This is a genomic window from Microbacterium terricola, assembly GCF_027943945.1.
Classification (GTDB): Bacteria; Actinomycetota; Actinomycetes; order Actinomycetales; family Microbacteriaceae; genus Microbacterium; species Microbacterium terricola.
This window is the reverse complement of the sequence record NZ_AP027141.1, coordinates 926,080-952,457: the sequence shown is the minus strand read 5'-3', so window position 1 is coordinate 952,457 and position 26,378 is coordinate 926,080. Positions and strand designations below refer to the sequence as shown.

Sequence of the window (26,378 nt, the reverse complement as noted above, 5' to 3'; positions counted from 1 at the left end):
CCGACACTATCGCCGGAGGCACCGCCGCGGCCACACGGCTCTCTCACTCGTCGACGACAGCCGGTACCCACCTGTCGTCGACGAGCTGCCAGGACCTGGCGTCAGCCGGCCGAGCGCTGGTGCCGGCGAACCAGTAGGTCGCATCCGGGCTCCAGCCGGCCAGGACGCTCGCCTTGCCCTCGCCGATGTCGATCGCGCGCCCCGCGGTGGAGAGGTAGCCCTGGACGCTCAGGTGCACCGCATCCGCCTCCTCCGCCACCTTCGACCAGTCGGGCACGACCCACTCCCCGGCGCGACCTGTCGCGCGGTACCAGTCATGACGGCGGGATGCGGTGACGACGAGCGGATGCCGGCGGCACAGCTCGATCCAGGCATCCGGGCCGTCGATCTCGATCACCCGCGCGGGGACCGCGTCGACCGGAGTCGCGACCGCCGTCTCCCACCCCGTTCCGTCCTCGACGAACCACAGCCCGGCCGGGCCCGCCTCGCCGAGCGAGCGCGTGGTGTGGACGAACCAGGCGGGCGGCATCGACCACCACTCGCCCGTCCAGTTCTCCGTCGGATCTGCCGAGCGCTCCCGCTCCGCCCGGATCTCCTCGGCGACCGTGGCTTCGCGCCACGTGCGCAGGACGGCGTCGCGGCCCGAAGGCAGGGTGGCGTCCCCGTCCCAGGGCACGCTCCATTGGTCTTCAGGATCGACGGGGCTGTCCCACCACGCCGCGTGCGGTGACGCGGCGATCGCGCTCGCGACGCCGTCCAGCGCGGGGCGGAGCTCGGCGGAGGCCGCCAGCGCGTCCTCCCCGTCCGGCTCCTGCCAGTACCTCGCGCTGTCCGCGGAAGCCGCGAGAGCTTCGCGCAGGGACCCTGCCGTGGGTTCCGCCGGCTCGACACCCGCCAGCGCCTCGGCGACGTCCGTCGCGCTCACGACCGGCTCCACGAACGAGCCGTCGTCGTCGCCGATCCTCATCAGCGTGCCCGGGTTCGGATCGAGCTGGTGCGCCGCCCAGAAGATCGCGGTCGCGGCGGCTTCGCCCTCCGGCGTCCCCGCCTCGCGCGCCGAGGCCACGAGGTACTCGAGACACAGACGCCGCCCCCGGGGTCCGGTGAGCAGCGTCTGTGGATCGATGGCCATCCGGCCACCCTAGCGAGAGGCCTATTCGCCGCCGAGGGCCTGCCGCAGCAGATGCATCAGGGCGGACAGCTGCACCGAGTCGCTGGACTGCGGGTCGACGGCGTCGCCGTCGAGCGCGCGCTGGGCGAGCCCCTGCTTCGAGTCGATGAGCTCCGCGATCTTGGTGTCGATCGTGTGCGCGGCGATGATGCGCCATGCCGTGACCGGCTCGTCCTGCCCGATGCGGTGGACGCGGTCGATGGCCTGGGTCTGCTCGGCAGCAGTCCACGACAGCTCCGCGAGCACGACGTTCGACGAGGCCTGCATGTTCACGCCGACACCGGCGGCGGTGAGCGAGCAGACCGCGATCGCGACGCCGGGGTCGGAGTTGAACGCGTCGATCGCCTGCTGGCGGGCCGCCGTGGTCTGGTCTCCGCGCAGCGACACCGTGCGGAGTCCCGCCGCGGCGAAGTGCGCCTCTGCGGTGTCCATGACGTCGATGTGCTTGGCGAAGAAGACGACCTTGTCGACCGAGCGCTGCAGCTGCACCGCGTAGTCGGCAGCGAGCGTCGCCTTGGCCTGGCCGATCTTGCGCACCATCGTGAAGACGTTGTCGGCGCCGGTTCCGGCGGCCTTCGACTCCTCGAGCTCGTTCTGGGCGACGAGCCGCACGATGTCGGCGTCGATCTCCCCCGGCTCCAGTCCGCGGTCTCCGCGAGCGTCGATGATCCGGCGGTACTTCGCCGCCAGACGCTCGCCGAGCTCGCGCTCGGCCTGGCGGATGGAGCGGCCGAACTCGTCGTCCAGCTCGACCGGCAGGTCGGCGATGAGCTTGTCGGGCAGGTCGGCGGCGACATCCTTCTTCTTGCGTCGAACGATGCCCATCGAGATGACGGCTCCGCGGGCTTCGGGGTAGAACGCCTTGTCTGCGGGCGTGAGGCCGGTCTGGTCGAGCTTCTCCATCAGCGCGGGGCCCGGCTTCTCGCCGTTCGTCCACCCGAGGAACCGCCAGATCGCGTCGAAGTCCTCGACGTCGTTGATCAGCGGCGTGCCGGTGAGGGCCAGGAGGAGCGGGTCGCGCACCTGCTCGCGGATGCGCGTCGCGAGCGCCAGCACGTTCTGCGAGCGCTGCGAGGTGAGGTTCTTGATGAAGTGCGCCTCGTCGACGACCATGCCCTTGAGGCCGATCGAGCCGAGCCACGACAGGTGGCGGTCGAGGATCTCGTAGTTGACGATGAACACGTCGGCGAAGGCGTCGATGTCCTCACCGTCACCGGTGATGACCGTGGCGCGCCGCTGCGGCGTCCAGCGCTCGACCTCGCGCGCCCAGTTCATCTTCACGACGTTGGGCACGACGGCCAGCAGCGGATACGCGTTCGCGACGGATGCTGCCAGCACCGACTCGGCGGTCTTGCCCAGGCCGGGCTCGTCGGCGAGCAGGAACGAGCGGTGACCCTCGCGCACCGCCTCGAGGAACCGCGACTGGTGCGGCATGATCTCGAGGCCCTTGGGCGAGAGCCGATCGAACTCGGGCACCTCCGGCAGGGGCATGGTGGCGGCACCACCGCCGGCACCGGTCTCGAACGCCTTGTACAGCGGACCCATCAGCTCCCAGCCGTCGAGGCGGCGGCGCGGCGTCTCCTTCGGGGCGCGGGCCGACAGGTCGGGAGCCAGGAACGGGTTGGATTCACGGCGGGCCTCGACCTGAGGCGGGTGCACCTGGCGCTCGGCGAGCGCCTCGGGCACGACCGAGGTGACCTTGGGGGCGACGTCGGTGATGATCAGCTCGTCGGGCGCGAGCTCGGCGCCCGACTCGAGCAGCCAGTCGCGGCGCATGCGCTTGGCGACGGGCGATGTGGCCTGGTCGACCTCGAGCAGCTGGATCAGCGATGTGTCGCGGGCTGCGGTCTTCGCCAGGATCGTCGCAACGCCGTCGAGGCGCTTGAGCAGTTCGGCGCGCGAGGCGTCGGTGAGGTCGGTGTCGGCCTTGACGCGCGCACGCTCCTCGCGGACGAGGAACGCGATCACCTGGAACTTGACGCGGTTCGTGGGGCCGAGCTTGCCGCGCTGCGCCTTCGCCTCGACCTCGCGCACCTTGCGGGCGAGGATCGGGATGACGGGCGCTTCGTCGTCGCGCCGCGCCGGCGACGTCTTCCTGCGTCGCTGATTCGCCGTCTTCTGAGCGGCGGATGCCGTAGTCGGCATGCTCCTCCTGAGCGTGAGTGCCGGATGGCTCCGGCGATGACCGGTCGGAGCCGGTCTGGTCGTGGTGCATCCGCGGGCGGCAGGTCGCCGTCACTGACGCGGAAGGGGCTGTTCCGCCTCCGGCCGCGGGCACTCGCTTCTGCGAGCTGCGACGTCGGGAGCGGAACGTCCGTTTCATCCTAGCGGCATAACGGCCGCCCCCGCGGGAATCAGGCCCGCGTCAGGGCGTGTGGATGCTCAGCACGGCGTCCCAGACCGCCTCGGCGACCTCGCGCTTCGTCCCGTGCGGCTCGGCGACGACGTCGCCTGCGCGATCCACGATGACGAGCGCGTTCTCGTCTGCTTCGAAGCCCTGGGTCCACCCGACCTCGTTCGCGGCGAGCAGGTCGGCGTCCTTGCGCAGCACCTTGCGGCGGGCGCGTTCGGCCAGCGACTCCCCCTCGGCGGGCGTCTCGGCGGCGAAGCCGACGATCAGCTGCCCGGGGCGGCGCTGCCGGCACAGTGCAGCGAGGATGTCGACGTTCTCGACGAGTTCCAGGGTCCGGGTCGTCGACTCGGCCGAGTCCTTCGTGATCTTGCGGTCCGAGATGCCGGCGACGCGGTAGTCGGCCACGGCGGCTGCCATCACGACCACATCCGCAGAGACCGCCGCGGTCTGCACGGCGTCGGCGAGATCGTCCGTCGTTCCCGCCCGCTCGATGCGCACGGCGGGGTGCGCGAGCGCGTCGGCGAGCACCTCGGCGTCGACGTGCGCCGCGATCAGGATGACGTCAGCACCCCGCTCGGCCGCAGCGACAGCGAGGGCCACGCCCTGCTTGCCGCTGGAGCGGTTGCCGATGAAGCGCACCGGGTCGATCGGCTCGCGGGTGCCGCCTGCGCTGACGACGACCGACAGCCCCATGAGGTCGTGGCGGCGCACCACCGGCCGCGCGGCATCGTCGTCCGCGGCATCGCCCTCCGCGGCACCGTCGTCCTCGACCACTGCCAGCGCCGCCGCCAGGATCGCCTCCGGCTCCGTCATGCGTCCGAGCCCGCTGTCGTCACCGGTGAGCGCCCCGTCGTCAGGGCCGACCACGTGCACGCCGCGGGACTTCAGCGTCGCGATGTTGTGCTGGGTCGCCGGATGCCGCCACATCTCGGTGTGCATCGCGGGCGCCACGACGACCGGGGCGGTGGTGGCGAGTAGGGTTGTGCCGAGCAGATCGTCTGCGAGGCCTGCGGCCATCTTCGCCAGCGAGTTCGCCGTCGCCGGCGCCACGATGACGAGGTCGGCCGCCTGGCCGAGCGCGACGTGCCGCACCCGGGCGACGTCCTCGTGAACCGTGGTGGTCACCGGATTGCGGCTGATCGCCTCCCAGGTCGGCAGGCCGACGAAGCGCAGGGCGTCCGCGGTCGGGACGACATGCACCTCGTGTCCGTCCCGCACGAGGAGTCGGACGAGCTGCACGGACTTGTAGGCGGCGATGCCGCCCGTCACACCCACGACGACGAACATCATCCGATCTTGGCAGACCCGCCGCATCCCGTCAGGAGTACCCCGTCCATGTGCACCGTCATCATCCGTGTTCCCGAGGCCGCCGGGTCGTCGGTGCAGCTGCTCGCGGTGCGCGACGAGGACCCTGCCCGCCCGTGGAACCCGCTCGGCCGGTGGTGGCCCGACCAGTCGGGCGTCGTCGGCGTGCGCGACGCGCGAGCCGGTGGCGCCTGGCTCGCCGCCGACCCCCACACACGCAGGCTCGCGGTGCTGCTCAACCGCGCCGACGTCTCGGCGCGCCCGGAATCGGAGCTGATCTCACGCGGCGGGATCGTGCTCGATGCGGTGGCCGGACGCGCCCCTCAGGAGGCGCCGGCGACGCACGGCTTCAATCTGGTGGAGGTGACACCGTCGGGCGCGCGTGTGATGTCGTGGGACGGCGCGACGCTGCAGACCACCGAGCTCTCCCCCGGCACGCACATGCTCGCGCACGAGGACGTCGACGATCCGCGCACCCCGCGCATCGCACGCTGGCTCGGCGACTTCCGGGATGCGGCACCGCGAGAGGGCGCGTCGTGGTGGCAGCCGTGGATCGACGTCCTGGGACGCTCTGCCGAGCTGCCCAGCCGCGACGACCGGGCGATCATCCGCGACAACCGGCCGCACGGCTACCCGACGCTCTCGCTGCTCGTCTGCGTCGCCGAGGTGAGCGCGACCGGCATCGACGTGCGCTACGGCGAGCTCGGCGAACCGGGCGAGTGGAACTCGCTCGAGCTCACCTGAGGATGCGTGCACGCGGAGCGGATGCTGCGGCACCCGCTCCGCGCGCACGCTCCGTCAGACGAGGCTCTTCGGGTGCCAGACGGTCTTCGTCTCGGTGAACGCGGTGATCCGCTCCAGACTCGGAGCCGCCGCATCCGCGCCGCTCTCCGGCGGCAGGACGCGGGTGAGGGTCTCGGCCGCGGCGACCTGCAGGGCGACCCAGTCGAGCGCGCCCGCGCCCACCAGGTCGAGGCCGTGCACGTCCGGGTGCGAGGCGATCCACGGCGCGAGCTCGGCCGGCGAGCCGGTGAGCACATTGACGACACCGCCGGGCACGTCGGATGTCGCGAGCACCTCCGCGAGGCTGATCGCCGACAGCGGGTAGGCCTCCGATGCGACCACGACGACGCTGTTGCCCGCGACGAGCGCGGGGGCGATCGCCGAGACGAGGCCGACGAGCGCCGTGTCCTGCGGTGCGATGACGCCGACGACGCCTGTGGGCTCGGGCACCGAGATGTTGAAGTACGGTCCGGCGACGGGGTTGCCGTTGCCGGTCACCTGGCCGAACTTGTCGCACCAGCCCGCGTACCAGACCCAGCGGTCGATGGCCTCGTCGACCTCGGCGGTCGCGGCGGCGGCGCTCAGCCCCGTCTGCTGCACGATCTCGTCGGCGAACTGGGCGCGACGCCCCTCCAGGATCTCGGCGACCCGGTAGAGCACCTGTCCCCGGTTGTACGCGGTGGCACCGGCCCACGCCTTGCCGCCCGCGCGCGCCGCGATGACCGCATCCCGCGCGTCCTTCCGCGACGCGAGCGCCGCGTTCGCGAGGAAGACGCCCTTGCGCGTCGCGACCTCGTACGTGCGGCCGGACTCGCTGCGAGGGAACTTCCCGCCGATGAACAGCTTGTACGTCTTCGGCACGGTCAGTCTCTTGCTCATTTCCCCGCTCCTGCGCTCGTCGATCCGCTCTTCAGGTAGGCCAGCAGCCCGTGCCTGCCGCCCTCGCGGCCGTAGCCGGACTCCTTGTAGCCGCCGAACGGCGAGGAGGGATCGAACCGGTTGAACGTGTTGGCCCAGACGACACCCGCGCGGAGCTTGTCCGCGACGGCGAGGATCCGGGAGCCCTTCTCGGTCCAGACGCCCGCCGACAGCCCGTACGGCGTGTTGTTCGCCTTCTCGATGGCCTCGCCGGGCGTGCGGAAGGTGAGCACCGAGAGGACGGGTCCGAAGATCTCGTCGCGGGCGATCCGGTGGCTGGACTGCACGTTCGTGAAGATGGTCGGCGCGAACCAGAACCCCTTGTCCGGGATGACGCAGTCGGCCGTCCACCGCTCGGCGCCCTCCTCCTCGCCGATGCGGCTGAGCTCGCGCACGCGGTTCAGCTGCTCGAGCGAGTTGATCGCGCCGATGTCGGTGTTCTTGTCGAGCGGGTCGCCGAGACGCAGGGTGGACAGGCGGCGCTTGAGCCGCTCGATGACCTCGTCGTGGATCGACTCCTGCACGATCAGCCGGCTGCCTGCGCAGCACACCTGGCCCTGGTTGAAGAAGATCCCCGTCACGATCCCGTCGACCGCCTGGTCGATGGGGGCGTCCTCGAAGATGATGTTGGCGGCCTTGCCGCCGAGCTCGAGGGTCACCTTCTTGTCGGTGCCGGCGACCGACTTGGCGATCTCGCGGCCGACCGCCGTCGAACCGGTGAACGCGACCTTGTCGACGCCGGGGTGGCGCACGAGCGCCGCGCCGGTCGCGCCGGCACCGGTGATGATGTTGACCACACCGGGGGGCAGGTCCGCCTGCTGGAGGATCTCCGCGAAGATGAGCGCCGACAGCGGCGTGGTCTCCGCCGGCTTCAGCACGACGGTGTTGCCCGCGGCGAGCGCGGGCGCGATCTTCCACGCCAGCATCAGCAGCGGGAAGTTCCACGGGATGACCTGGCCGGCGACGCCGAGCGCCCGAGGATTCGCGCCGAGCCCGGCGTAGTCGAGCTTGTCGGCCCACCCCGCGTAGTAGAAGAACCAGGCGGCGACGAGCGGGATGTCGACATCCCGGCTCTCCTTGATGGGCTTGCCGTTGTCGAGGCTCTCGGCCACCGCGAGCTCACGCGCCCGCTCCTGGACGAGACGCGCGATGCGGAACAGGTACTTGCCGCGGTCCCGGCCGCTCATCCTCGACCAGGTGCGGTCGTAGGCGCGCCGCGCTGCCGTCACGGCCGCGTCGACGTCGTCCTCGCTCGCCGAGGCGACCGTGGCGATGTGCGACTCGTCAGCGGGTGAGATCGTCGCGAAGGCGGTCCCTGTGCCCGCACGGAACTCGCCGTCGATGAACAGCCCGTACTCGTCGCGCAGGTTCAGCACCGCGCGGGACTCGGGCGCGGGGGCGTACTCGAGGAAACTCATGTTCGGTCCTAGTCGATCGTCACGTAGTCGGCGCCGGTGTAGTGACCGGTGCCGAGCTTCTGGCGCTGCAGCAGCACATCGTTGAGCAGGCTGGAGGCGCCGTAGCGGAACAGGTGCGGCTGCAGCCACTCCTCGCCGACCGTCTCGGCCACGGTGACCAGGTACTTGATGGCGTCCTTGGACGTGCGGATGCCGCCAGCCGGCTTGACGCCGATCTTCTCCCCCGTCGCCCGGTGCCAGTCGCGCACGACCTCGAGCATGAGCAGGGTGGTCGGCAGCGTGGCGGCCGGCTGCACCTTGCCCGTCGAGGTCTTGATGAAGTCGCCGCCGGCGAGGATGGCGAGCCACGAGGCGCGCTTGATGTTGTCGTAGGTGGTGAGCTCGCCGGTCTCCAGGATCACCTTGAGCGAGGCGTAGGTGCCGTCCTCGCGCCGGCAGGCCTGCTTGACCTGGGCGATCTGGTCGAAGACCAGCCCGTAGCGGCCGGACAGGAAGGCGCCGCGATCGATCACCATGTCGATCTCGTCGGCGCCGTGGGCGACCGCCTCCGCCGTGTCGGCGAGCTTGATCTGCAGCGAGGAGCGTCCGCTCGGGAACGCCGTGGCGACGGCCGCCACGCTGATCAGCCCGTCATCGGGGTCGCCGTGGGCCGCCCCGAGCGCCTCGACGGCGAACGGGACCATGTCGCCGTAGACGCAGACCGCAGCCACCCGCGGGCAGCTCGGGTCGGCGGCATCCGGCCGAAGGGCCTTCGCGACGAGCGAGCGCACCTTGCCGGGCGTGTCGGAGCCCTCCAGGGTGGTCAGGTCGATCAGCTCGATGATCTTGTCGAGCGCCCACGCCTTCGAGGTGGTCTTGATCGAGCGGGTGCCGAGGTCGGCCGCACGCTGCTCGAGGCCGACGGCGTCGACGCCGGGCAGTCCGTGCAGGTACCGGCGCAGAGTCGCGTCGTCGGGATCGCCGCCGAGCAGCTCGAGCGCGCGGCCCTGCAGGGTCGTCACTGAGGAGGAAGTCATCCTTCGATCGTATTCCGCCCCGGAGCCGCCGGTCTATGACACCGGTCAGCCGAGGGCCGCACGCACATGCTCCACATCGGTCTGCATCTGGGCGATGAGCGGGTCGATGCCCTCGAACGCGACCATCCCCCGCACCCGCGCCACGAACTGCACCTCGACGCGGTGGCCGTAGAGGTCGATCTCGGTCTCGTCGAGCACGTGCGCTTCGACCTGCCGCACCGGCACGTCGTCGAACGTCGGGTTCGTGCCCACGCTGATGGCCGCCGGATACCGGATGCCGGAGCGCAGGCGATCCGCGGATCCCTCGTCGATGAGCCAGCCGGCGTAGACGCCGTCTGCGGGCACGAAGCCCTCGAGGTCGGGTGACAGGTTGGCAGTGGGGAACCCCAGCTCGCGTCCGCGCTTGAGCCCGTGCACGACCTCTCCCCAGACGGATGCGGGGCGTCCGAGCAGCTTGCCCGCGCCCGCCACGTCGCCGTCGGTGAGGAGCTCACGGATCCAGGTGGAGGAGACCCGGCGGCCGGCGTCGCGCGACTGCACGTCGGCGATCACCTCGACGCTGAACCCGAACTCCGCCCCCAGCTCGCGGAGGGTCTCCGGTGTGCCGGCGCCGCCCTTGCCGAACCGGAAGTCGTCGCCCACCAGCACCGTGCGCACACCCAGGGCGCCGACGAGGACGTGCTCGACGAACGCGTGCGGCGACAGGTCGGCGAGCTGCTCGTCGAAGCGCAGCATGAGCGTCGCGTCGATCCCGGTCTCGGCGAGCAGCTGGATCTTCTGGGTCGCGCCGATGAGGCTCTCCGGACAGAGCTCCGGCCGCAGCAGGGCGAGCGGGTTCCGGTCGAACGTGACGGCGACGACCTTCGCGCCGGTCGCAGCATCCACCCTTGCGCGCTCGAGGATCGCCCTGTGGCCGGCGTGCACGCCGTCGAACTTGCCGATGGCGACCACCGACGGCCCGAAGCCGGCCGGAACCTCGGCGGGCTCGTGGAAGACGATCACGGCTCCACCGGCGGGTGCGTGCGCAGCCACCACAGGCCGAAGAACGGCAGCACGAGCGGGATGAAGAGGTACCCCATGCCGAACCACGACCACACGGTCGGATGCGCGAACAGGTCGGGCAGCACGAAGGACAGCGTGCCGATCACGAGCACGCCGACGAGCTCGAACACGATCGCGACCCACGCGATCCGGTACCAGGTACGGGAGCCTGCGAACACCAGCGCGAGCGTGGCGACGATGTACACGAGGGCCGAAAGGGCGGACAGCGTGTACGCCAGCGGCGCCTCGTCGAACTTCTCGACGATCTGGACGAACGAGCGACCGGTGGCGGCGAGCGCCATGATCGCGTAGACGATGACGAGGACACGGCCGACGCCGGTCATCCGGCGGGTGCGAAGCGACTCAGACATGACCTGTCCAGCTTAGTTCGCGCCGAACCCCCGCCCGGCGCCCACCGGCGAGTACGATGCGAGAACCCGCCGTCCCCGTCCCCCCGAGGCAGCACCGTGAACCAGATCGCCCCGCGCACGCTCCTGATCGCCTCCCTGGCGGTCCTCTCGCTGACGCTGGGCGGCATCGCGCCCGCCATGGCGGCGACGCCGAACGCCACCGCGAGCGCGACCGCGACGCCCCGCGCCACGGCGACGCCGACCGCGACCCCGAAGCCGACCGCGACCCCCAAGCCCACGGCGAGCCCGACCGCGACCCCGAAGCCCACGGCGAGCCCGACCGCGACCCCCAAGCCGACCGCCAGCCCGACCGCGACCCCGAAGCCCACGGCGACGCCGACCGCGACAGCGACTCCCAAGCCCACACCGACACCGACGCCGACGCCCACACCGACGGTTCCCCCGGCGACCACCTTCCGCATGCCGCTGAAGACGAAGAGCTACGCGGTGACGTCGTACTTCGGCGCCCGCTGCCTGCCCCTCCCCGGCGCCTCGACCTATCACTACGGCATCGACCTCGGCACGCCGTCCGGCTCGCCCATCTACGCCATCGCCGCCGGCGTGGTGACCGCGACGGTCAGCGGCACCACCTCACGGGCGGGCTACATCGCGGTCCGCCACACGATCGCCGGGGCGACCTACACGTCGATGTACTACCACATCTGGTCGGCGACGACCCATGTCAAGGTCGGCCAGGTCGTCAAGGCGGGCCAGCGGATCAGCTCGGTCGGCAGCAGCGGCGGCTCGACGGGAGCCCACCTGCACCTGGAGATCTGGAAGAGCGGCGGGCCCACGGTCCTCAACCCGCCCAGCTTCCTCGGCCCGCGCGGCATCGACCTGTATGCCAATGCGACGGCCGTGACGGCCAAGGCCACTCCCGCCACCTGCACGTACTACACGACCGGGGTCGTCAACCTGCGCTCCGGCCCATCGACCAATGACGCGGTCGTCACCGTGATGCCCGCAGGCACCGCGGTCACGCACATCCCGGGCAGGGTGACGTCGCACTTCCTGCCCGTGACCGTCGGCACGACCGCCGGGTGGGTCGCCGACTGGCTCGTCACCCCCACCAAGCCGGCACCGAAGCCCGCGGTGACCCCCAAGCCGAAGCCGAAGCCCGCGACCTACGCGACCACGGCGGCCCTCAACCTGCGCGCGAGCCCGTCAACGAAGGCGAAGATCGTGAAGGTGATCCCGAAGGGCAAGAGCGTCGGCGCGATCAAGGCGAAGAGCGGCGTCTGGCGCAAGGTCGCGTACGGCGGGAAGACCGGCTGGGTGCACTCTTCCTACCTCAAGAAGCGCTAGCCGCCTCGCACCTCGAGAAGCGCTGAGCCCGCTCAGGCGATCTGCACCGTCCAGATCGCGTGCATCCGCCACACCATGACGGCGACCGCGAGCGCGGCGACCCCCATGATCACTGTGCTCCACCGGCTGCGCTCGAGGAGCGCCCAGAACACGGCGGCCGGCGGCAGCAGGGCCGCCGAGACGAGATAGACCCAGAATTCGAGGCTGCTCCCGGTCGGCGCATTGCCGGCGAACGGGGCGATGATCGCCATCACGATCTGGACGACGAGCAGCACCTCGACCAGCGCGAGCACACCGACCGACAGGTCGCTCGGGCGGCGACCGGCGAGCCCCAGGATCATGCACAGCAGTCCTCCGACGACCGCCACGCCGACCTGCACGAGCGTGAACCACAGGATCATCCGGCTGCCTCCTCGGGCATGTTCATCGCGCTCTTCACATCGGCGCCGCGCTTCTCCACGATGCCGACGAGCCTGCCGTCCGGATCGATCGCGGCGCAGCGCTCCGCCGGCAGCCGGGAGGCGGCGCCGGCGAGGCGCTTGCCGTGGCGCAGGTCTCTCGCCTCATCGGCGGTGACATCGATCCGCCCGAGCACTGCGGCGGCCACCGCGGCAGGCGAGAGCGCAGAAGCGTCTGCCAGGGCGTCGACACTCGCGGCGCCGGCGACGGAGAACGGCCCGATACGGGTGCGCCGCAGCGCGGTGAGGTGCCCCCCGACCTCCAGCGCATCACCGAGATCACGGGCGAGCGCACGGATGTAGGTGCCGCTGGAGCAGTCCACGACCACGTCGAGGTCGACGAACCCTCCGGCAGGCGCTGCGCCGCTGCCTGGACGCACGGCGAGCACATCGAACCGCGACACCGTCACCTCGCGGGCGGCGAGCTCGACCTCCTCCCCCGCGCGGGCGAGGTCGTAGGCCCGCCGGCCGCCGACCTTGATGGCGGAGACGCGGCTGGGGACCTGGGCGATCCTGCCGGTGAGCGGGGCGATCGCCTCGGCGATCTGCGCCTCCGTGAGGTGCGCAGCATCCGTCGTCCGGGTGATCTCGCCGTCCGCATCGTCGCTGTCGGTCGCGACGCCGAGCCGGATGGTCGTCTCATAGGTCTTGTCGAGCCCGACGATGAAGGTGAGCAGTCGCGTGGCGCCGTCGACCCCGAGGACGAGGAGGCCCGTCGCCATCGGGTCGAGCGTGCCGGCGTGGCCGATCTTGCGCGTGCCGAGGGCGCGGCGGGCGCGGGCGACCACATCGTGGCTGGTGATGCCGCCGGGCTTGTCGACGAGCAGGATGCCGGCGGCCATCAGCAATAGTCCCGGAACGTGCGGCGCGGGTGGGCGGGATCGGTGTTGTCGACGATGGCGGATGCTGCGGCGCGCGGGTCCGCGTCCCTGAGGTAGAGCTCGTTGCCCTCGCGGTAGCGCGCGTTCGAGGGGGCGGCGGGATCGGGATCGGTGCCGTCGCGCTGCGCGACGCGCGCTGTCGCGACGTCGACCGGCGCGTCGAGCCAGAGCGACCAGTGCCAGATGCCGCGCAGCTCAGGCCGATGGAGGAACAGCCCGTCGACGATGAGCACGGCGTCGCGGGGCGCGGTCACCCATGCCGCCTCGACGGGGGCGTCCCGGTGCAGGTCGAACGCCTGCAGCTGGAAGCCCGTGGTCGCCGACGTCTGCGCGCCGTCGCGGAACGGGTCGATGAGCACGCGCCGGAACGTGGCGTAGTCGTACGAGTCCCGGTAGAAGCCCTCCGGCGACGTGCGGCCCCGCGCGTAGCGCTCGGCACGCGGCCGGTGGAAGTCGTCGATGGACGCCCGGAAGACGGCGTCGCCGGACTCGGCGAACACCGCGCCGAGCGTGTCGGCGAAGGTCGTCTTGCCCGCGCCGTCGATGCCGTCGACCGCGAGGATGACGCGCCCGCCCCGATGGTGCTGGCGCACCTCCTCGCGCAGTTCACGGCAGAGCGTCGTGACGGGTGTGATCGGCAGGCGCATGCCTCCAGCGTAGGACGCCCCGCGCCGTAGGCTGATCCGGTGCCCGCCCTCGCTCCCCCGCTCATCGCCTGGTACGGCGAGAACGCGCGGGACCTGCCGTGGCGGGAGCCGGGGTTCGGCGCATGGGATGTGCTGGTCAGCGAGTTCATGCTGCAGCAGACCCCCGTGGCCCGGGTGATCCCGCACCTGGAGGCGTGGCTCGCCCGCTGGCCGACACCGGCCGAACTGGCTGCCGACCCGCCCGCCGAGGCGGTGCGGCAGTGGGCGAACCTGGGCTACCCGCGGCGCGCGCTGTGGCTGCACCGGGCAGCGGTGGAGATCCGCGACCGGCACGCCGGAGTCGTGCCTGCCGACGTCGACGCGCTGCTCGCGCTCACCGGCATCGGCGACTACACCGCCCGGGCCGTCGCGGTGTTCGCCTACGGGCAGCGACATCCGGTGGTCGACACGAACACGCGCCGCGTGCTGGCTCGCGCCATCGACGGGCAGGCGCAGCCGGGTCCGCCGTCGCGGCGCGATCTCGACCGCATGTCGGAGGTGCTGCCCCCGGGGCGGTCGGACGCCGCGATCGTGAACGCCGCGGCGATGGAGCTGGGCGCGGTCGTCTGCACGGCTCGGACTCCGCGCTGTGCGGTCTGCCCGATCGCCGACCGGTGCGCCTGGCGCGCCGCGGGCTATCCCGACACCGGCGACACCCGCCGCAAGCAGGCGAAGTACGAGGGCAGCGATCGGCAGGCGCGCGGTGCGATCCTTCGGGAGCTCAGGGATGCGGCATCCCACGGACTGCCGGTGGACGGCATCCTGGCCGGCTGGCCGGACTCCCGCCAGCGCGACCGCGCGCTCGACTCGCTGGTCGCCGACGGGCTCGTCGAAGCCGCCGACGGAGTCGTGCACCTGCCGCGCTGAGGCGCAGCATCCGCTCATTCCGCCGCGCCAGAACAGCCCCACCACCGCGCCAGAACAGGTCAGCCCACCGCGCCAGAACAGGTCACCCCCGCGCCAGAACGGCCCCACCACCGCGCCAGAACAGGTGTTCTGGCGGAGGCAGGACGTGGGGGCACCATTCTGGCCTGTGTCGGCCAGAACAGGTGTTTTCGGCGGAGCGGCTACGCCCGGTCGAGCTCCTCGTCGGCCTCGTCGGCCTCGTCGACCTCTTCAGCCGCTTCGGCTTCCACGATCTCGCGGGGCTTGACGTACGGGTCGGCGTCGCCGGCGTACGTCGCCGTCGAGGCGAGTCCGGCGACCGCGGCATCCCGCTCGCGCGCTTCGCGCAGCAGATCGGCGATGTGGCCGGCGTTCTCCGGGATCGCGTCGAGGAAGAACTCCAGCGACGGGGTGAGCCGGGTGTTGAGGTTCTTGCCGACCTCGGTGCGCAGCAGGCCGGTGGCGGACTTCAGCGCGGCGGCCGTGTCGGCACGCAGCGCATCGTCGCCCATCACCGTGTAGAACACGGAGGCGTGCTGCAGGTCGCCCGTCACCTTCACATCGGTGATCGTCACGAAGCCGAGGCGCGGGTCGCGCAGCCCCTTCTCGAGACGCTCTGCGAGTACGACGCGGATGCGGTCCGCAACCCTTGCTTGACGTTCGCCGGCCATTTCTCTCCCTCGTGGAACTGACGCGGGGGATGCCCAGAAGGCATCCCCCGCGTGTGTGATCAGCCTCGCGGCTTCTCGACCATCTCGGTGGTCTCGATCTCGTCGCCGATCTGGATGTCGTTGTACTTGCCCAGTCCGATACCGGCCTCGAAGTCCGTGCGGACCTCGGTGACGTCGTCCTTGAAGCGACGCAGCGACTCGATGGCGAGGCCATCGGCGATCACGACGCCGTCGCGGATGACGCGCGCCTTGGCGTTGCGCGTGATCGTGCCCGAGCGGACGATGACACCGGCGATGTTGCCGAACTTGGACGAGCGGAACACCTCGCGGATCTCCGCCACACCCGACTGCTTCTCTTCGAACTCCGGCTTGAGCAGGCCCTTGAGCGACTGCTCGACGTCGTCGATCGCGTTGTAGATGACGGAGTAGAACCGCACGTCCACGCCCTCGCGGGCGGCGCGCTCGCGCGCCTTCGTGTCGGGGCGGACGTTGAACCCGATGACGATCGCGTTGTCGATCGTCGCGAGGTTGATGTCGGACTCCGTGATCGCACCGACGCCGCGGTGGATGATGCGCAGCTGCACCGACTCGTCGACCTCGATCTTGAGCAGCGACTCCTCGAGCGCCTCGACGGCACCCGAGACGTCACCCTTGATGATGAGGTTGAGCGACTCGACCTTGCCCTCTTCGAGTGCACGGGTGAAGTCCTCGAGCGAGATGCGCTTGCGGGCCTTGGCCAGCTGGGCGTTGCGCTCGGCTGCCTCGCGCTTCTCGGCGATCTGACGGGCCAGGCGGTCTTCCTCGGTCACGATGAACGTGTCGCCGGCACGCGGCACCGAGTTCAGACCCTGCACCTGCACGGGGCGCGAGGGGTAGGCCTCGTCGACCGCGTCGCCGTTCTCGTCGACCATCGCACGGACGCGGCCGTAGGCGGTGCCCGCGACGATCGCGTCGCCGACGCGCAGCGTTCCGGACTGGATGAGCACGGTCGCCACCGAGCCGCGGCCCTTGTCGAGCTTGGCCTCGATCGCGACACCGCGGGCAGCCTTGTTCGGGTTGGCCGTGAGGTCCAGACCCGCGTCGGCGGTCAGCAGGACGGCATCCAGGAGAGCCTGGATGTTGGTGCCCTCGCGCGCAGACACGTCGACGAACATGACGTCGCCGCCGTACTCCTCGGCCACGAGACCGTACTCGGTCAGCTGCTGGCGGACCTTCGCCGGGTTCGCGTCGGGCTTGTCGACCTTGTTCACGGCGACGACGATCGGCACGCCGGCCGCCTGCGCGTGGTTCAGGGCCTCCACCGTCTGCGGCATGATGCCGTCGTCGGCGGCCACGACAAGAATCGCAAGGTCGGTGACCTGCGCACCACGGGCGCGCATGGCGGTGAACGCCTCGTGACCCGGGGTGTCGATGAAGGTGATCGCGCGCTCGATGCCGTCGTGCTCGGTCCACACCTGGTAGGCGCCGATGTGCTGCGTGATGCCGCCGGCCTCGCCCGCGACCACGTTGGTCTGGCGGATGGCGTCGAGCAGTCGGGTCTTACCGTGGTCGACGTGACCCATGACGGTCACGACCGGCGGACGGATCTCGAGGTCGTCTTCGCTCTCGGCCTCCAGCTCGGCCTCGAGGTCGAGACCGAAGCCCTCCAGGAGCTCCTTGTCCTCGTCCTCGGGCGAGACCATCTGGATCTTGTAGCCGAGCTCGGCGCCGAGCACCTCGAACGTCGCCTCGTCCAGCGACTCGGTGGCCGTGGCCATCTCGCCGAGGTTGAAGAGGATCGTCACGAGCGTGCCGGGCTGCACCGTGTAGCCGGTGATGGCCTCGATCTTGTCGGCGAAGTCGGCGATCGATGCACCACGGCGCATGCGGATGATCTCGCCGTTGCCGCGCGAGACGTTGACGCCGCCGACGACCGGCGCCGACCGCATCTCGAATTCCTGCCGCTTCGCCCGACGCGACTTGCGCTGCTTGGACTTGCCGCCGCCCTTGCCGAAGGCACCCGCCGTACCGCCGCCGGGGCCGCGACCACGGCCGCCACCACCGCCGGGTCGGCCGGCGAAGCCGCCTGCCGGAGCACCGGCACCCGGTGCACCCGGGCGCTGGAAGCCGCCACCGGCACCGCCGGGACGGCCGGGGCCGCCGGGACGCTGCTGGAACGGTGCGCCGGGACGACCGCCGCCGCCGGGGCGACCTGCACCACCGGGGCGCGGGGCACCGGGGCGGGGCGCGCCGGGGCGCGGAGCCTGCGGACGCGGGATGTTGCCGGGGGTCGGGCTCGGGCGCTGGCCCATGCCCTGAGCCGACGCGAACGGGTTGTTGCCCGGACGCGGGCCTGCGGGGCGCTGGCCCATGCCCTGCGAGGAGGCGAAGGGGTTGTTGCCGGGACGCGCGGCACCACCGGGGCGGGGCGCGTCGGTCGCGGCGTCAGCGGCGGGAGCGGCCGGAGCCGCGGGAGCCGCAGCAGCCGGAGCCGGGGCCGCAGGTGCGGCCGGAGCCGGAGCAGCGGGCGCGGCGGCGGCGGGGGTCGCGACGGGCTCAGCCGCCGGCGCGGGCGCCGGAGCGGGGGCCGCCGGGCGAGCCGGGCCGGGCCGGGCCGCCGGGCGCGCAGCCGCGGCGGGCTTGGCGTCGGCCGGCTTGGCAGCGCCGTCCGCCTCGAGGGCGGCGCGGAGCTTGCGAGCCACCGGGGGCTCGATGGTCGATGAGGGGCTCTTGACGAACTCGCCGAGCTCCTTCAGCTTCGCGAGGGCGACCTTGCTGTCGACGCCGAGCTCGGAAGCGATCTCGTGCACGCGTGGTTTTGCCACAATTCTCCTGTCTGGGGCCTACCCAGGACAGGGCAGACCGTTATCGGCGGACGGGTCTCATTTCGAGCCGTTCACTTTGAGTCCATAGCCGTTCAGCCGTTTCGCTGTAGGTGGTCTTGAAGGGTCTGCGTGTCAAGCGGGCCTGGCACGCGCAATGCTCGTACGAAGGCGCGGCGGCTGATCGCCGTATCGACGCACTCATGCGTGTGGTGCACCCACGCGCCTCTCCCCGGCATCGACGCGCGCTCATCGGGAACGAGAGCGGAATCGATCGCCACGACGCGAAGCAGTGTGGCTCGGGGAGCACGCGTGCGACAACCGACGCACGTTCGTACGGGCTCCATCCTACACCTCCGCCGCGGGCCGCGTTCGGGCGCTCAGCCCTCTTCCAAGATCGAATCGGGCTGGATGTCGATCTTGGCGCCGGTGAGCTTGGCGGCCAGACGGGCGTTCTGCCCCTCCTTGCCGATCGCGAGCGAGAGCTGGTAATCGGGAACCAGCGCGCGCACCGCCTTCGTCGAGGCGTCGAGCACGAAGCTCGAGGTGACCTTGGCGGGCGAGAGCGCGTTGGCGACGAAGGCCGCGAGCTCGGCGTTGTAGTCGACGATGTCGATCTTCTCGCCACCGAGCTCCTCGGTGACCGCGCGGACACGGCGGCCCAGTTCGCCGATGCAGGCGCCCTTCGCGTTGATCGTCGGGTCGGTCGCCTTCACCGCGATCTTGGTGCGGTGGCCGGCCTCGCGGGCGAGCGAGACGATCTCGACCAGTCCGGACGCGATCTCGGGCACCTCGAGCGCGAACAGCTTGCGCACCAGGCCGGGATGCGTGCGGGACACCGTGATCTGCGGGCCCTTGGTGCCCTTCGCGACGCTCGTGACGTACACGCGCAGACGGGCGCCGTGGGCGTAGTCCTCGCCGGCGACCTGCTCCTCGGGCGGGAGGATGGCCTCGACCGAGCCGAGGTCGACGTGCACCATGCGGGGGTTCGGCCCCTGCTGCACGACGCCGGCGACGATGTCGCCCTCCTTGCCGCGGAACTCCCCCAGCACCGCGTCGTCGGCGATGTCGCGCAGACGCTGGCTGATGACCTGCTTGGCGGCGAACGCGGCGATGCGGCCGAAGTCCTCCGGCGTGCTCTCCTCTTCGCCGATGACGGCGCCCTCTTCGTCGAGGAGGGGGATGAAGACCGCGACGTGACCCGTCTTCCGGTCCAGCTCGGAGCGGGCGCCCGCGGGAAGCTCGCCGGTCGGCGACGTGTGCTTGGCGTAGGCGGTCAGAATGGCCTGCTCGATGATGCGCACGAGCTCCTCGAACGGGATCTCCTTCTCCCGCTCGACAGTGCGCAGCAGTCCCAGATCGATGTCCACAGTGGCCTCCCTATTCAGCTCTCTCGCCGCGGGGTCACCCCCACGGCATCCACCCCACGTTACCGGATCGCGGATCGGAAGGCCCTGGGAGATCGGCTCCGCAGTGGGCATACTTGGCGGTACCGGCCCCGTACGGATGGAGACGCCATGACCGATCCGATCGTCCCCTCCGCGAGGACCCGCGCACCCGCCGACCCCGGGCTGATCGGACTTCTCGGGTTCGTGATCGCGACGGTGACCGCCCAGCTCGCCCATCTGGGCCTGCAGGACGAGAGCCCGGTGTTCTGGATCGGCGCCGTGTTCGGCGGCGTCGTGCAGGTGACCGCAGGGATGCTGTCGTATTTCGCCGGAGACAACTTCCACTTCGTCGTCTACAACGCCTTCGGCTGGTACTGGATCGTCGTGCCCGGGTTCATGCTGGGGCAGGAGTTCGGCGTCTTCGAGGTGGTCGGCGCGGAGCGCGGCCTGTTCGCCCTCACCTTCGCGATCCTCGCCCTGGCCTTCTCCGTGGCGGGCGCGGTGCACAACACGGTCCTGCCGGTGACGCTGCTCTGCGTGTCGGCCGGCCTCGGCCTGCAGGCGATCGGCGCCTTCACCGCGAGCCCGATCCTCGCTGTCGCCGGCTCCGTCTTCCTGCTGATCGCATCGGCCCTGGCCGCCTACATGCTGGTGGAGAAGTTCTACTGGCGGACGATGGGACACCGGGTCGTGCCCCTGGGGCGCCCCTGGATCGCCGGCAGCTCCGACCCCGAGTCCTGAGGCCCCGCGCACCACGTAGCCTGAATGCGTGACCGACAGCGTCAAGGATGCCGCCCGCGAGGCTGAGTCCAGTCGCACCCTCCACGTGCTCGCCCGCGCCGGCTACGCCGCCAACGGCCTCGTGCACGTGCTGATCGGCGTGCTCGTCCTCGTCGTGGCGTTCGGCGGGCGGAGCGAGAGCGACCAGGCCGGGGCGTTCAAGGCGGTCGCGGCCGCGCCGCTGGGCTTCGCGGTGCTGTGGGTCCTGGCGATCGCCCTGTGGGCGCTCGCGCTCTGGCATGCGGTGGAAGGCGTGCTGGCGCCTGCGCGGGGCGGCGACGCGAAGGGACTCGCGAGGAAGTGGGGCGTGCGGGTCTCGGAATGGGGTCAGGCGCTCGTCTTCGCCGCCCTGGGGGTGATCGCGGCCGCCGTCGCCCTGGGCGCGAGGCCGGATGCCGATGAGGCCGCCCAGGGAGCGAGCCGCGGCGTGCTGGCGATTCCGGGTGGCCCCTTCCTGCTGGGGGCCGTGGGGCTCGGCGTCGGCATCGGCGGGGTCGTCTTCGTGGTGATGGGCGTGCGCCGCAGCTTCGAGAACAAGATGTCCATCCCGTCGAGTCCGCTGGGCGACGGCGTGAAGATCCTCGGCATCGTCGGCTTCATCGCGAAGGGGATCGCGCTCGTGGTGGTGGGCGTCCTGCTGCTGGTGTCCGCGGTGACGGTCGACCCGGATGCTGCCGCCGGACTGGACGGCGCCATCCAGGCGCTCTTCGACCTGCCGTACGGTGCCTGGCTCGCCGGTGTGGTCGGCGCCGGCATCATCGCCTACGGCGTGTTCTGCTTCTTCCGGGCCGGGTTCGCCCGCCTCTGAGCGACGGCGCGGATCAGCCCGCGCTCTCCAGTCCGCTGATCGCCCGGATCAGGGCGTGCAGCTCGCCGACCCGGAACTGGTCGGGGGTGAGCACGAGGCGGGGCAGCTCGAGCCGATCGGCGTCCTCCTGCTCGGCCCGCAGCGGCCCGCGGTGCTCGATGCGCCCGAGCTTCAGCATCCCCGCGAACGTCTCGTTCAGCGCGTCCACCTCGGCGTCCGTCGGAGCATGGCGCAGCCGCAGGACGAGTCGCTTGCCGACCCACCGGAGCGAGTCGTAGTTGCGCCAGAAGCCCAGGATCTCGGCAGCGGCCGCATCGACCGAGTCGGTGATCAGCACCCGATCGAGGTCGTCCGGCGAGATGACGCCCGAGGCGATCAGGTGCTCGTCGGCGAATCGCCGCAGCCCGTGCCAGAAAGTCCCCCCTGGCTCGTCGAGCAGAACGATCGGAGTGGGCTCCGCCTTGCCCGTCTGCTGCAGGGTGAGCAGCTCGAACAGCTCGTCCAGGGTGCCGAAGCCGCCAGGCACGCAGACGAAGCCCCTGGATTCCTTCACGAGCATGAGCTTGCGGGTGAAGAAGTACTTCATGGCGACGTTGCGGGCGCTCTCCCCGATCACGGCGTTCGGCTTCTCCTCGAAAGGCAGCCTGATCGACACGCCGAGCGAGTAGTCGGCGCCGGCGCCCTCTGCGGCGGCCTGCATGATGCCGGGGCCTGCACCGGTGACGACTATCCAGCCCTGCGCGGCCAGCGCCGCGGCCACCTCTGAGGCCTGCCGGTACCGCGCGTCGGTCGGGCGCGTGCGCGCGGAGCCGAAGATCGTCACCTTGGGCACCCCCTCGTAAGGGGCGAACAGCTGGAAGGCGGCGCGCATCTCGGTGAGCGCCGCCGAGGTGATCTTGAGGTCGAGGCGGTCGGCCTCGTCGAGACCGAGTCCGACCCCGGTGTCGAGGATCCGGGCGATCAGGTCGGTGTTGGCGTCGATCCCCGCCTGCGCGATGACGGTGCGGATCGCCTGGGTCACCTCGGGCGAGATGGCATGCGGGTTCTCACTCATGCCGACAGCCTTCCACGCGGCGTCGACCCGCGGGTGAACCGGCGGCGAACGCGCGACCGCTTGTCAAGCCCCTCCCCTGGCTCCGTCGGCGCGGCGACGCTGGAGTCATGACCGAAATCACTGGAGCGGACGCACTGGCCCGCGTGAAGGAACTGGTCGAGGACATCGACTTCACCATGCTCACCACCCACGAGGGGGGCAAGCTGGTGAGCCGCCCGATGAGCACCCGCCAGATGGACGAGGCTGGCGACATCTGGTTCTTCACCGCCGAGGACACGAGGAAGGTCGACGACGCGAAGGCCGACCGGGACGTCAACCTGTCGTACTGCGACGCGAAGGGGATGCGGTACGTCTCCGTCGCCGGGCAGGCGAGCGTGGTGCACGACGACGCGAAGATGAAGGAGCTCTACACTCCGTCCCTCGACATCTGGTTCGAGGACGGCCTCGAGACTCCCGGGATCGCCCTGCTCAAGGTGACGCCCGTGGAGACGGAGTTCTGGGAGCCGTCGAAGGGGAAGATCGCCATGGCGGCGGGCATGCTGAAGTCGCTCGTCACGAAGGACACTCCCGACGACGACATCATGAACCACGGCCGCATCGTCTGCTGAGACGGCCGCCGGCCGATTACGGCACGGACCTCCGCGCCGGCGTCAGCGCGCCGAGAGGCGGGCGACCGCCTCGGCGAGCGGCAGCACGTCGCGGTCGCCGCTGCGGCGGTCCCACAGCTCGACCTCGCCGTCGGCGGCACCGCGGCCGACGATGACGATCTGCGGGATGCCGACGAGCTCGGCGTCGCCGAACTTCACGCCGGGCGAGACCTTGGGGCGGTCGTCGTAGAGGACGTCGAGTCCGGCGGCCTCGAGATCCGCGGAGAGCCGCTCGGCGAGCTCGAAGGCGGCAGCATCCCGCCCCGTCGCGACGACGTGCACGTCGAACGGAGCGACCGCGGCGGGCCAGATGAGCCCCTTGTCGTCGTTGTTGAGCTCGGCGATGTTCGCGAGGATGCGGGTCACCCCGATGCCGTACGAGCCCATCGTGACGGTCACGAGCTTGCCGTTCTCGTCGAGCACCTTGAGTCCGAGCGCGTCGGCGTACTTGCGGCCGAGCTGGAAGACGTGGCCGATCTCCATGCCGCGCGCCAGCGAGACCGGGCCGGAGCCGTCCGGCGCGGGGTCGCCCTCGCGGACGTTCGCGACCTCGACGAAGCCGTCGGCCGTGAAGTCGCGGCCGGCGACGAGCGAGTGGACGTGCTTCTCGTCGATGTTGGCGCCGGTGATCCAGCGGGTGCCGTCGACGACGCGAGGGTCGAGGAAGAAGCGGATGCCGGTGGCCGACTCCTCGCCGAGGAGCGGGCCGGTCGGCGACCAGGGGCCGATGTAGCCCTTGACCAGCAGCGGGTGCTTCGCGAAGTCGGCCTCGGTAGCGGCCTCGACCTCAGCGGGGGCGAAGGCGACCTCCATGCGCTTGTCGTCGACCTCCCTGTCACCCGGGATGCCCACGACGACGAGCTCGCGCGAGCCGTCGAGGTGGGTGAGGGCGAGCACGACGTTCTTCAGGGTGTCGGCAGCGGTGTAGTCGCCCTCGAGCACGGCGTTGGAGTGATCCACGAGCGTCGCGATCGTGGGGGTGTCCGGCGAGTCGAAGATGACCGGCTCGGGCAGTCCGTCGAAGGCGATCGCGTCGGGCACGAGGGTGGTGAAGGCCTCCACGTTGGCGGCGTAGCCGCCCGCCGACCGCACGAAGGTGTCCTCGCCGATCGCGGTGGGGTGCAGGAACTCCTCGCTGCGCGAGCCGCCCATCGCGCCGGCGTCGGCCTGCACGATGACGAACTCGAGCCCGAGCCGCGCGAAGATCCGCTCGTACGCGTCGCGCTGCGCCTGGTAGCTCGCGTCGAGCCCCGTGTCCGTGTAGTCGAACGAGTACGCGTCCTTCATGGTGAACTCGCGGCCGCGCAGCAGTCCGGCGCGCGGACGCGCCTCGTCGCGGTACTTGTCCTGGATCTGGAAGATCGTCAGCGGAAGATCCTTGTACGACGAGTACAGGTCCTTCACCAGTAGGGTGAAGACCTCCTCGTGCGTCGGTGCGAGCAGGTAGTCGGCGTCCTTGCGGTCCTTCAGGCGGAAGATGCCGTCGCCGTACTCCTCCCAGCGCCCCGTGATCTCGTAGGGCTCACGCGGCAGCAGCGCGGGGAAGTGCACCTCGAACGCGCCGGCGCGGGCCATCTCGTCGCGGATGATGCCCTCGACCTTGGCCCTGACCCGCAGACCGAGCGGCAGCCAGGCGAAGATGCCGGGCGCCTGCCGGCGGATGTAGCCGGCGCGCACCAGCAGCCGATGGCTGGTGACCTCGGCATCGGCGGGGTCTTCGCGGAGCGTGCGGAGGAAGAAGTTCGACAGACGTGTGACCACGAGGGTCAAGTCTAGGTGGAGGGGATGCTGCGGCCACCCGCCCGCAGTGGCGGATTGGTCATCCGCGTTCGAGCAGATCAAGGAGCGATGCCGCGACTCCGCTGACCGCCTCGATATCGCCCGTCACCTCGCCGTTGACGACGGCAACGCTCGTATCGATGAGCAGAAGGTTCGTTCCGTCTGTGACCGCCACGACGCTCGGCGAGCCTTCGTACCGGTCGTTGCCTGGTACGAGGACCGCCCCGCGCGCTCCGGGGATGTCGATAGCCGATGCGCCGTCCGCAGACGCGATGTCACCGTATGACGCACCGGCGCCCGGCACGAACTGGATCCATGTCCGGAACCACTCCTTGGAGTCACCCTCACCGCTGCTGAACTCCAGGGTGCAGCTCGACCCCGCACCGGCGAGCGACGGAATCGCCACGGGGTGCGTCGAGTCCGACGAATCGCTTTCGACCGGCTCACGACGATCGTGACCGACCGCGGATGGTTCGACCGCGCCGACCACCTCGGCGCAATCGGGCAGCGCCCACCATGCCGGCGTACGGGCCTCGGGAGCCGGGGGCGCGAAGTTCGAGAGGCGAGCGATGAGCGCCTGTTCCAGCGACTCCACCGGCTCGAATGCCATCGCGCCGGCCCGCGTGGCACGGAGTGCGTACCAGGCACCGGCCGACGTCACCGCAGTCGCGGTGCACTCGGTGCTGTCGGGCCCGCCAACGCACCCCGTCGTCAGCGCCTCGCGCACGGATGCCGCCACAACCTGCTCCGGGTACACGTAGAGGTTGACCGCCGCTGCCATGTACACATCGGTCGACAGCCACAGGCAATCGATGCCCCCGAGGAGCGTGGTCTCGCCGCTCTCCCAGCGGAAGGGACGCAGCTCCATGGGCATGCCGACCGCTTCCGTCACTTCTGCAGCGCTCAGCGCGTTCTCGCAGATCCCGTCGAAGGCGACCGCGGGCGTCGTTGTGGGCGACAGAGTAATGGTGGGAGTCGGTGACGGGGTCGGCGTCGAAGTTGTCTCGGGGGTGGGGCTGGGCGTGGGCGTGGGTGACGACACGGGGGCGGGACTCGTGCCGAAGTACGCGGCGGTGGCGACGGCGCCGCCCGAGATTCCGCTGATCAGCACGAACGCGACCGCTCCGGCGAGGAAGGCCTTCCGGTGTGCGCCGTGCGGCTTGATGCGTCGGGCTCCGGCGAGGATCACCCCCCGGACCTGTTCGTGCTCGGCCGGGGACAGTGGCTGTTCGTTCATGCCCATGATGCCTCCAGGGCCGTCATCTCGCCGCGCAGTCGCGCTTTCCCTCGCGCCAGGCGCGACTTGACCGTGCCGACCGGGATCCCCAGCGTCTCGGCGACCACCCGCTCGGGGTATCCCTCGAGCACGGCGAGCACGATCACGCTCTGCTCATGGGCAGGCAGACGCCGCAGCGCCGAGAGGATCCCGCTCTCATCGGCCGCGGTCGGCGGCGGAGCAGCGGGTTGTGCCGGTGCCTGCGCAAGCAGCGCCCGATAGCGCCGACCCGAACGCTCCAGGTTCCTCGCGCAGTGCGCTGCCGTGTTGAGCAGCCACGGGAGCGGCGAGCCGTCCACCAGCCGGACGGTCTCACGTTTGCGCCACAGTTCGAAGAACGCGATGGCAACGGCATCCTTCGCATCCTCGCGTGAGCTCAGCAGCCGTCGCGTGTGGCGGAACAGGCGCGCTTCGTGCAGGTCGAAGAGCGCCCCCAACGCGGCTTCCTCGCCCGCGCGCACTCGCGTCCACAGCTGGGCGTCGGGTTCACTCACACCCCGTAGTGTCCACGAGTTGCCGATCGGTTCCCGGCAGGCGGCAGATC

The 26,378-nt window shown here is 70.9% G+C and carries 25 protein-coding genes; 6 read left to right on the top strand and 19 right to left on the bottom strand.

The window, feature by feature from the left end; all coding sequences use genetic code 11:
• Positions 1-43 precede the first annotated feature (43 nt).
• The 3 genes from Microterr_RS04370 to coaBC form a co-directional block, all read right to left on the bottom strand.
• A complete protein-coding gene (locus Microterr_RS04370; RefSeq protein WP_263795923.1) occupies positions 44-1,132 on the bottom strand; it encodes a serine/threonine-protein kinase in 1,089 nt (362 codons plus the stop codon).
• 21 nt (positions 1,133-1,153) lie between these two features.
• On the bottom strand, positions 1,154-3,316 hold the full coding sequence (locus tag Microterr_RS04365; RefSeq protein WP_263795924.1) for a DEAD/DEAH box helicase: 2,163 nt from the start codon (positions 3,314-3,316) through the stop codon (positions 1,154-1,156).
• A gap of 220 nt (positions 3,317-3,536) precedes the next feature.
• Positions 3,537-4,811 carry a bifunctional phosphopantothenoylcysteine decarboxylase/phosphopantothenate--cysteine ligase CoaBC gene (gene coaBC / locus Microterr_RS04360; protein ID WP_263795925.1) on the bottom strand — a complete coding sequence of 425 codons (1,275 nt, stop codon included), beginning with the start codon at positions 4,809-4,811 and terminating at the stop codon, positions 3,537-3,539.
• Between the two features lie 48 nt (positions 4,812-4,859).
• Between coaBC and Microterr_RS04355 the strand changes: the two genes are divergently transcribed.
• Entirely contained in the window at positions 4,860-5,573 is a 714-nt protein-coding gene (locus Microterr_RS04355; RefSeq protein ID WP_263795926.1) for an NRDE family protein, read from the top strand.
• A gap of 54 nt (positions 5,574-5,627) precedes the next feature.
• On the opposite strand, the gene Microterr_RS04350 is transcribed toward Microterr_RS04355, so the two are convergent.
• The 5 genes from Microterr_RS04350 to Microterr_RS04330 are packed head-to-tail and all read right to left on the bottom strand — an operon-like array spanning position 5,628 to position 10,376.
• Positions 5,628-6,491, bottom strand: coding sequence for an aldehyde dehydrogenase family protein (locus Microterr_RS04350; RefSeq protein ID WP_263795927.1), 864 nt, complete (start codon positions 6,489-6,491; stop codon positions 5,628-5,630).
• The gene (locus tag Microterr_RS04345) at positions 6,488-7,948 is read right to left on the bottom strand and encodes an aldehyde dehydrogenase family protein (protein ID WP_263795928.1); all 1,461 of its coding nucleotides are present in this window, start codon (positions 7,946-7,948) and stop codon (positions 6,488-6,490) included. Before Microterr_RS04345 ends, Microterr_RS04350 begins: the two co-directional genes overlap by 4 nt.
• Before the next feature lie 8 nt (positions 7,949-7,956).
• A complete protein-coding gene (deoC, locus tag Microterr_RS04340; protein WP_263795929.1) occupies positions 7,957-8,964 on the bottom strand; it encodes a deoxyribose-phosphate aldolase in 1,008 nt (335 codons plus the stop codon).
• Between the two features lie 45 nt (positions 8,965-9,009).
• Complete coding sequence (locus tag Microterr_RS04335) at positions 9,010-9,966, bottom strand: bifunctional riboflavin kinase/FAD synthetase (protein WP_263798832.1); 957 nt, start codon at positions 9,964-9,966, stop codon at positions 9,010-9,012.
• Complete coding sequence (locus Microterr_RS04330) at positions 9,963-10,376, bottom strand: hypothetical protein (protein WP_263795930.1); 414 nt, start codon at positions 10,374-10,376, stop codon at positions 9,963-9,965. Before Microterr_RS04330 ends, Microterr_RS04335 begins: the two co-directional genes overlap by 4 nt.
• A 96-nt stretch (positions 10,377-10,472) precedes the next feature.
• Here Microterr_RS04330 and Microterr_RS04325 point away from each other — a divergent pair, with 96 nt between their 5' ends.
• Positions 10,473-11,720 (top strand): peptidoglycan DD-metalloendopeptidase family protein, encoded by a 1,248-nt coding sequence (locus Microterr_RS04325; protein ID WP_263795931.1) that lies wholly within the window; start codon positions 10,473-10,475, stop codon positions 11,718-11,720.
• Between the two features lie 32 nt (positions 11,721-11,752).
• On the opposite strand, the gene Microterr_RS04320 is transcribed toward Microterr_RS04325, so the two are convergent.
• Genes Microterr_RS04320 through Microterr_RS04310 form a run of 3 tightly spaced genes read right to left on the bottom strand, consistent with a single transcriptional unit; the run spans position 11,753 to position 13,706 of the window.
• Entirely contained in the window at positions 11,753-12,121 is a 369-nt protein-coding gene (locus tag Microterr_RS04320) for a hypothetical protein (protein ID WP_263795932.1), read from the bottom strand.
• The gene (gene truB / locus Microterr_RS04315; RefSeq protein WP_263795933.1) at positions 12,118-13,020 is read right to left on the bottom strand and encodes a tRNA pseudouridine(55) synthase TruB; all 903 of its coding nucleotides are present in this window, start codon (positions 13,018-13,020) and stop codon (positions 12,118-12,120) included. Before truB ends, Microterr_RS04320 begins: the two co-directional genes overlap by 4 nt.
• Entirely contained in the window at positions 13,020-13,706 is a 687-nt protein-coding gene (locus Microterr_RS04310) for a nucleoside/nucleotide kinase family protein (RefSeq protein WP_263795934.1), read from the bottom strand. The genes truB and Microterr_RS04310 overlap by 1 nt, the downstream gene beginning before the upstream one ends.
• 39 nt (positions 13,707-13,745) lie before the next feature.
• Between Microterr_RS04310 and Microterr_RS04305 the strand changes: the two genes are divergently transcribed.
• Positions 13,746-14,612: an HhH-GPD family protein gene (locus tag Microterr_RS04305; protein WP_263795935.1), complete on the top strand. Its 867-nt coding sequence runs from the start codon at positions 13,746-13,748 to the stop codon at positions 14,610-14,612.
• A 200-nt stretch (positions 14,613-14,812) separates the two neighbouring features.
• Here the strand turns inward: Microterr_RS04305 and rbfA are convergent, their stop codons facing one another.
• The 4 genes from rbfA to nusA form a co-directional block, all read right to left on the bottom strand.
• The gene (gene rbfA / locus Microterr_RS04300; protein ID WP_263795936.1) at positions 14,813-15,301 is read right to left on the bottom strand and encodes a 30S ribosome-binding factor RbfA; all 489 of its coding nucleotides are present in this window, start codon (positions 15,299-15,301) and stop codon (positions 14,813-14,815) included.
• Between the two features lie 59 nt (positions 15,302-15,360).
• A complete protein-coding gene (gene infB / locus Microterr_RS04295) occupies positions 15,361-18,105 on the bottom strand; it encodes a translation initiation factor IF-2 (RefSeq protein WP_263795937.1) in 2,745 nt (914 codons plus the stop codon).
• A gap of 92 nt (positions 18,106-18,197) precedes the next feature.
• Positions 18,198-18,449: a YlxR family protein gene (locus tag Microterr_RS04290; RefSeq protein ID WP_263795938.1), complete on the bottom strand. Its 252-nt coding sequence runs from the start codon at positions 18,447-18,449 to the stop codon at positions 18,198-18,200.
• Between the two features lie 33 nt (positions 18,450-18,482).
• Positions 18,483-19,472 carry a transcription termination factor NusA gene (nusA, locus tag Microterr_RS04285; protein WP_263795939.1) on the bottom strand — a complete coding sequence of 330 codons (990 nt, stop codon included), beginning with the start codon at positions 19,470-19,472 and terminating at the stop codon, positions 18,483-18,485.
• Between the two features lie 147 nt (positions 19,473-19,619).
• On the opposite strand from nusA, the gene Microterr_RS04280 reads away from it, so the two are divergent.
• Positions 19,620-20,231 carry an acetate uptake transporter family protein gene (locus tag Microterr_RS04280; protein WP_263795940.1) on the top strand — a complete coding sequence of 204 codons (612 nt, stop codon included), beginning with the start codon at positions 19,620-19,622 and terminating at the stop codon, positions 20,229-20,231.
• Between the two features lie 28 nt (positions 20,232-20,259).
• Positions 20,260-21,078, top strand: a complete 819-nt coding sequence (locus tag Microterr_RS04275; RefSeq protein ID WP_263795941.1) for a DUF1206 domain-containing protein — start codon at positions 20,260-20,262, stop codon at positions 21,076-21,078.
• 13 nt (positions 21,079-21,091) lie between these two features.
• On the opposite strand, the gene Microterr_RS04270 is transcribed toward Microterr_RS04275, so the two are convergent.
• Positions 21,092-22,132, bottom strand: a complete 1,041-nt coding sequence (locus Microterr_RS04270) for an LOG family protein (protein WP_263795942.1) — start codon at positions 22,130-22,132, stop codon at positions 21,092-21,094.
• A gap of 107 nt (positions 22,133-22,239) precedes the next feature.
• Between Microterr_RS04270 and Microterr_RS04265 the strand changes: the two genes are divergently transcribed.
• Positions 22,240-22,740: a pyridoxamine 5'-phosphate oxidase family protein gene (locus Microterr_RS04265; protein WP_263795943.1), complete on the top strand. Its 501-nt coding sequence runs from the start codon at positions 22,240-22,242 to the stop codon at positions 22,738-22,740.
• Between the two features lie 42 nt (positions 22,741-22,782).
• On the opposite strand, the gene Microterr_RS04260 is transcribed toward Microterr_RS04265, so the two are convergent.
• From Microterr_RS04260 to Microterr_RS04250, 3 genes are read right to left on the bottom strand one after another with little or no spacing between them, the layout of a single operon-like run.
• A complete protein-coding gene (locus tag Microterr_RS04260) occupies positions 22,783-24,540 on the bottom strand; it encodes a proline--tRNA ligase (RefSeq protein WP_263795944.1) in 1,758 nt (585 codons plus the stop codon).
• 58 nt (positions 24,541-24,598) lie between these two features.
• Positions 24,599-25,795: a hypothetical protein gene (locus Microterr_RS04255; protein ID WP_263795945.1), complete on the bottom strand. Its 1,197-nt coding sequence runs from the start codon at positions 25,793-25,795 to the stop codon at positions 24,599-24,601.
• Positions 25,792-26,328, bottom strand: coding sequence for an RNA polymerase sigma factor (locus Microterr_RS04250; RefSeq protein ID WP_263795946.1), 537 nt, complete (start codon positions 26,326-26,328; stop codon positions 25,792-25,794). Before Microterr_RS04250 ends, Microterr_RS04255 begins: the two co-directional genes overlap by 4 nt.
• Positions 26,329-26,378: the final 50 nt, after the last annotated feature.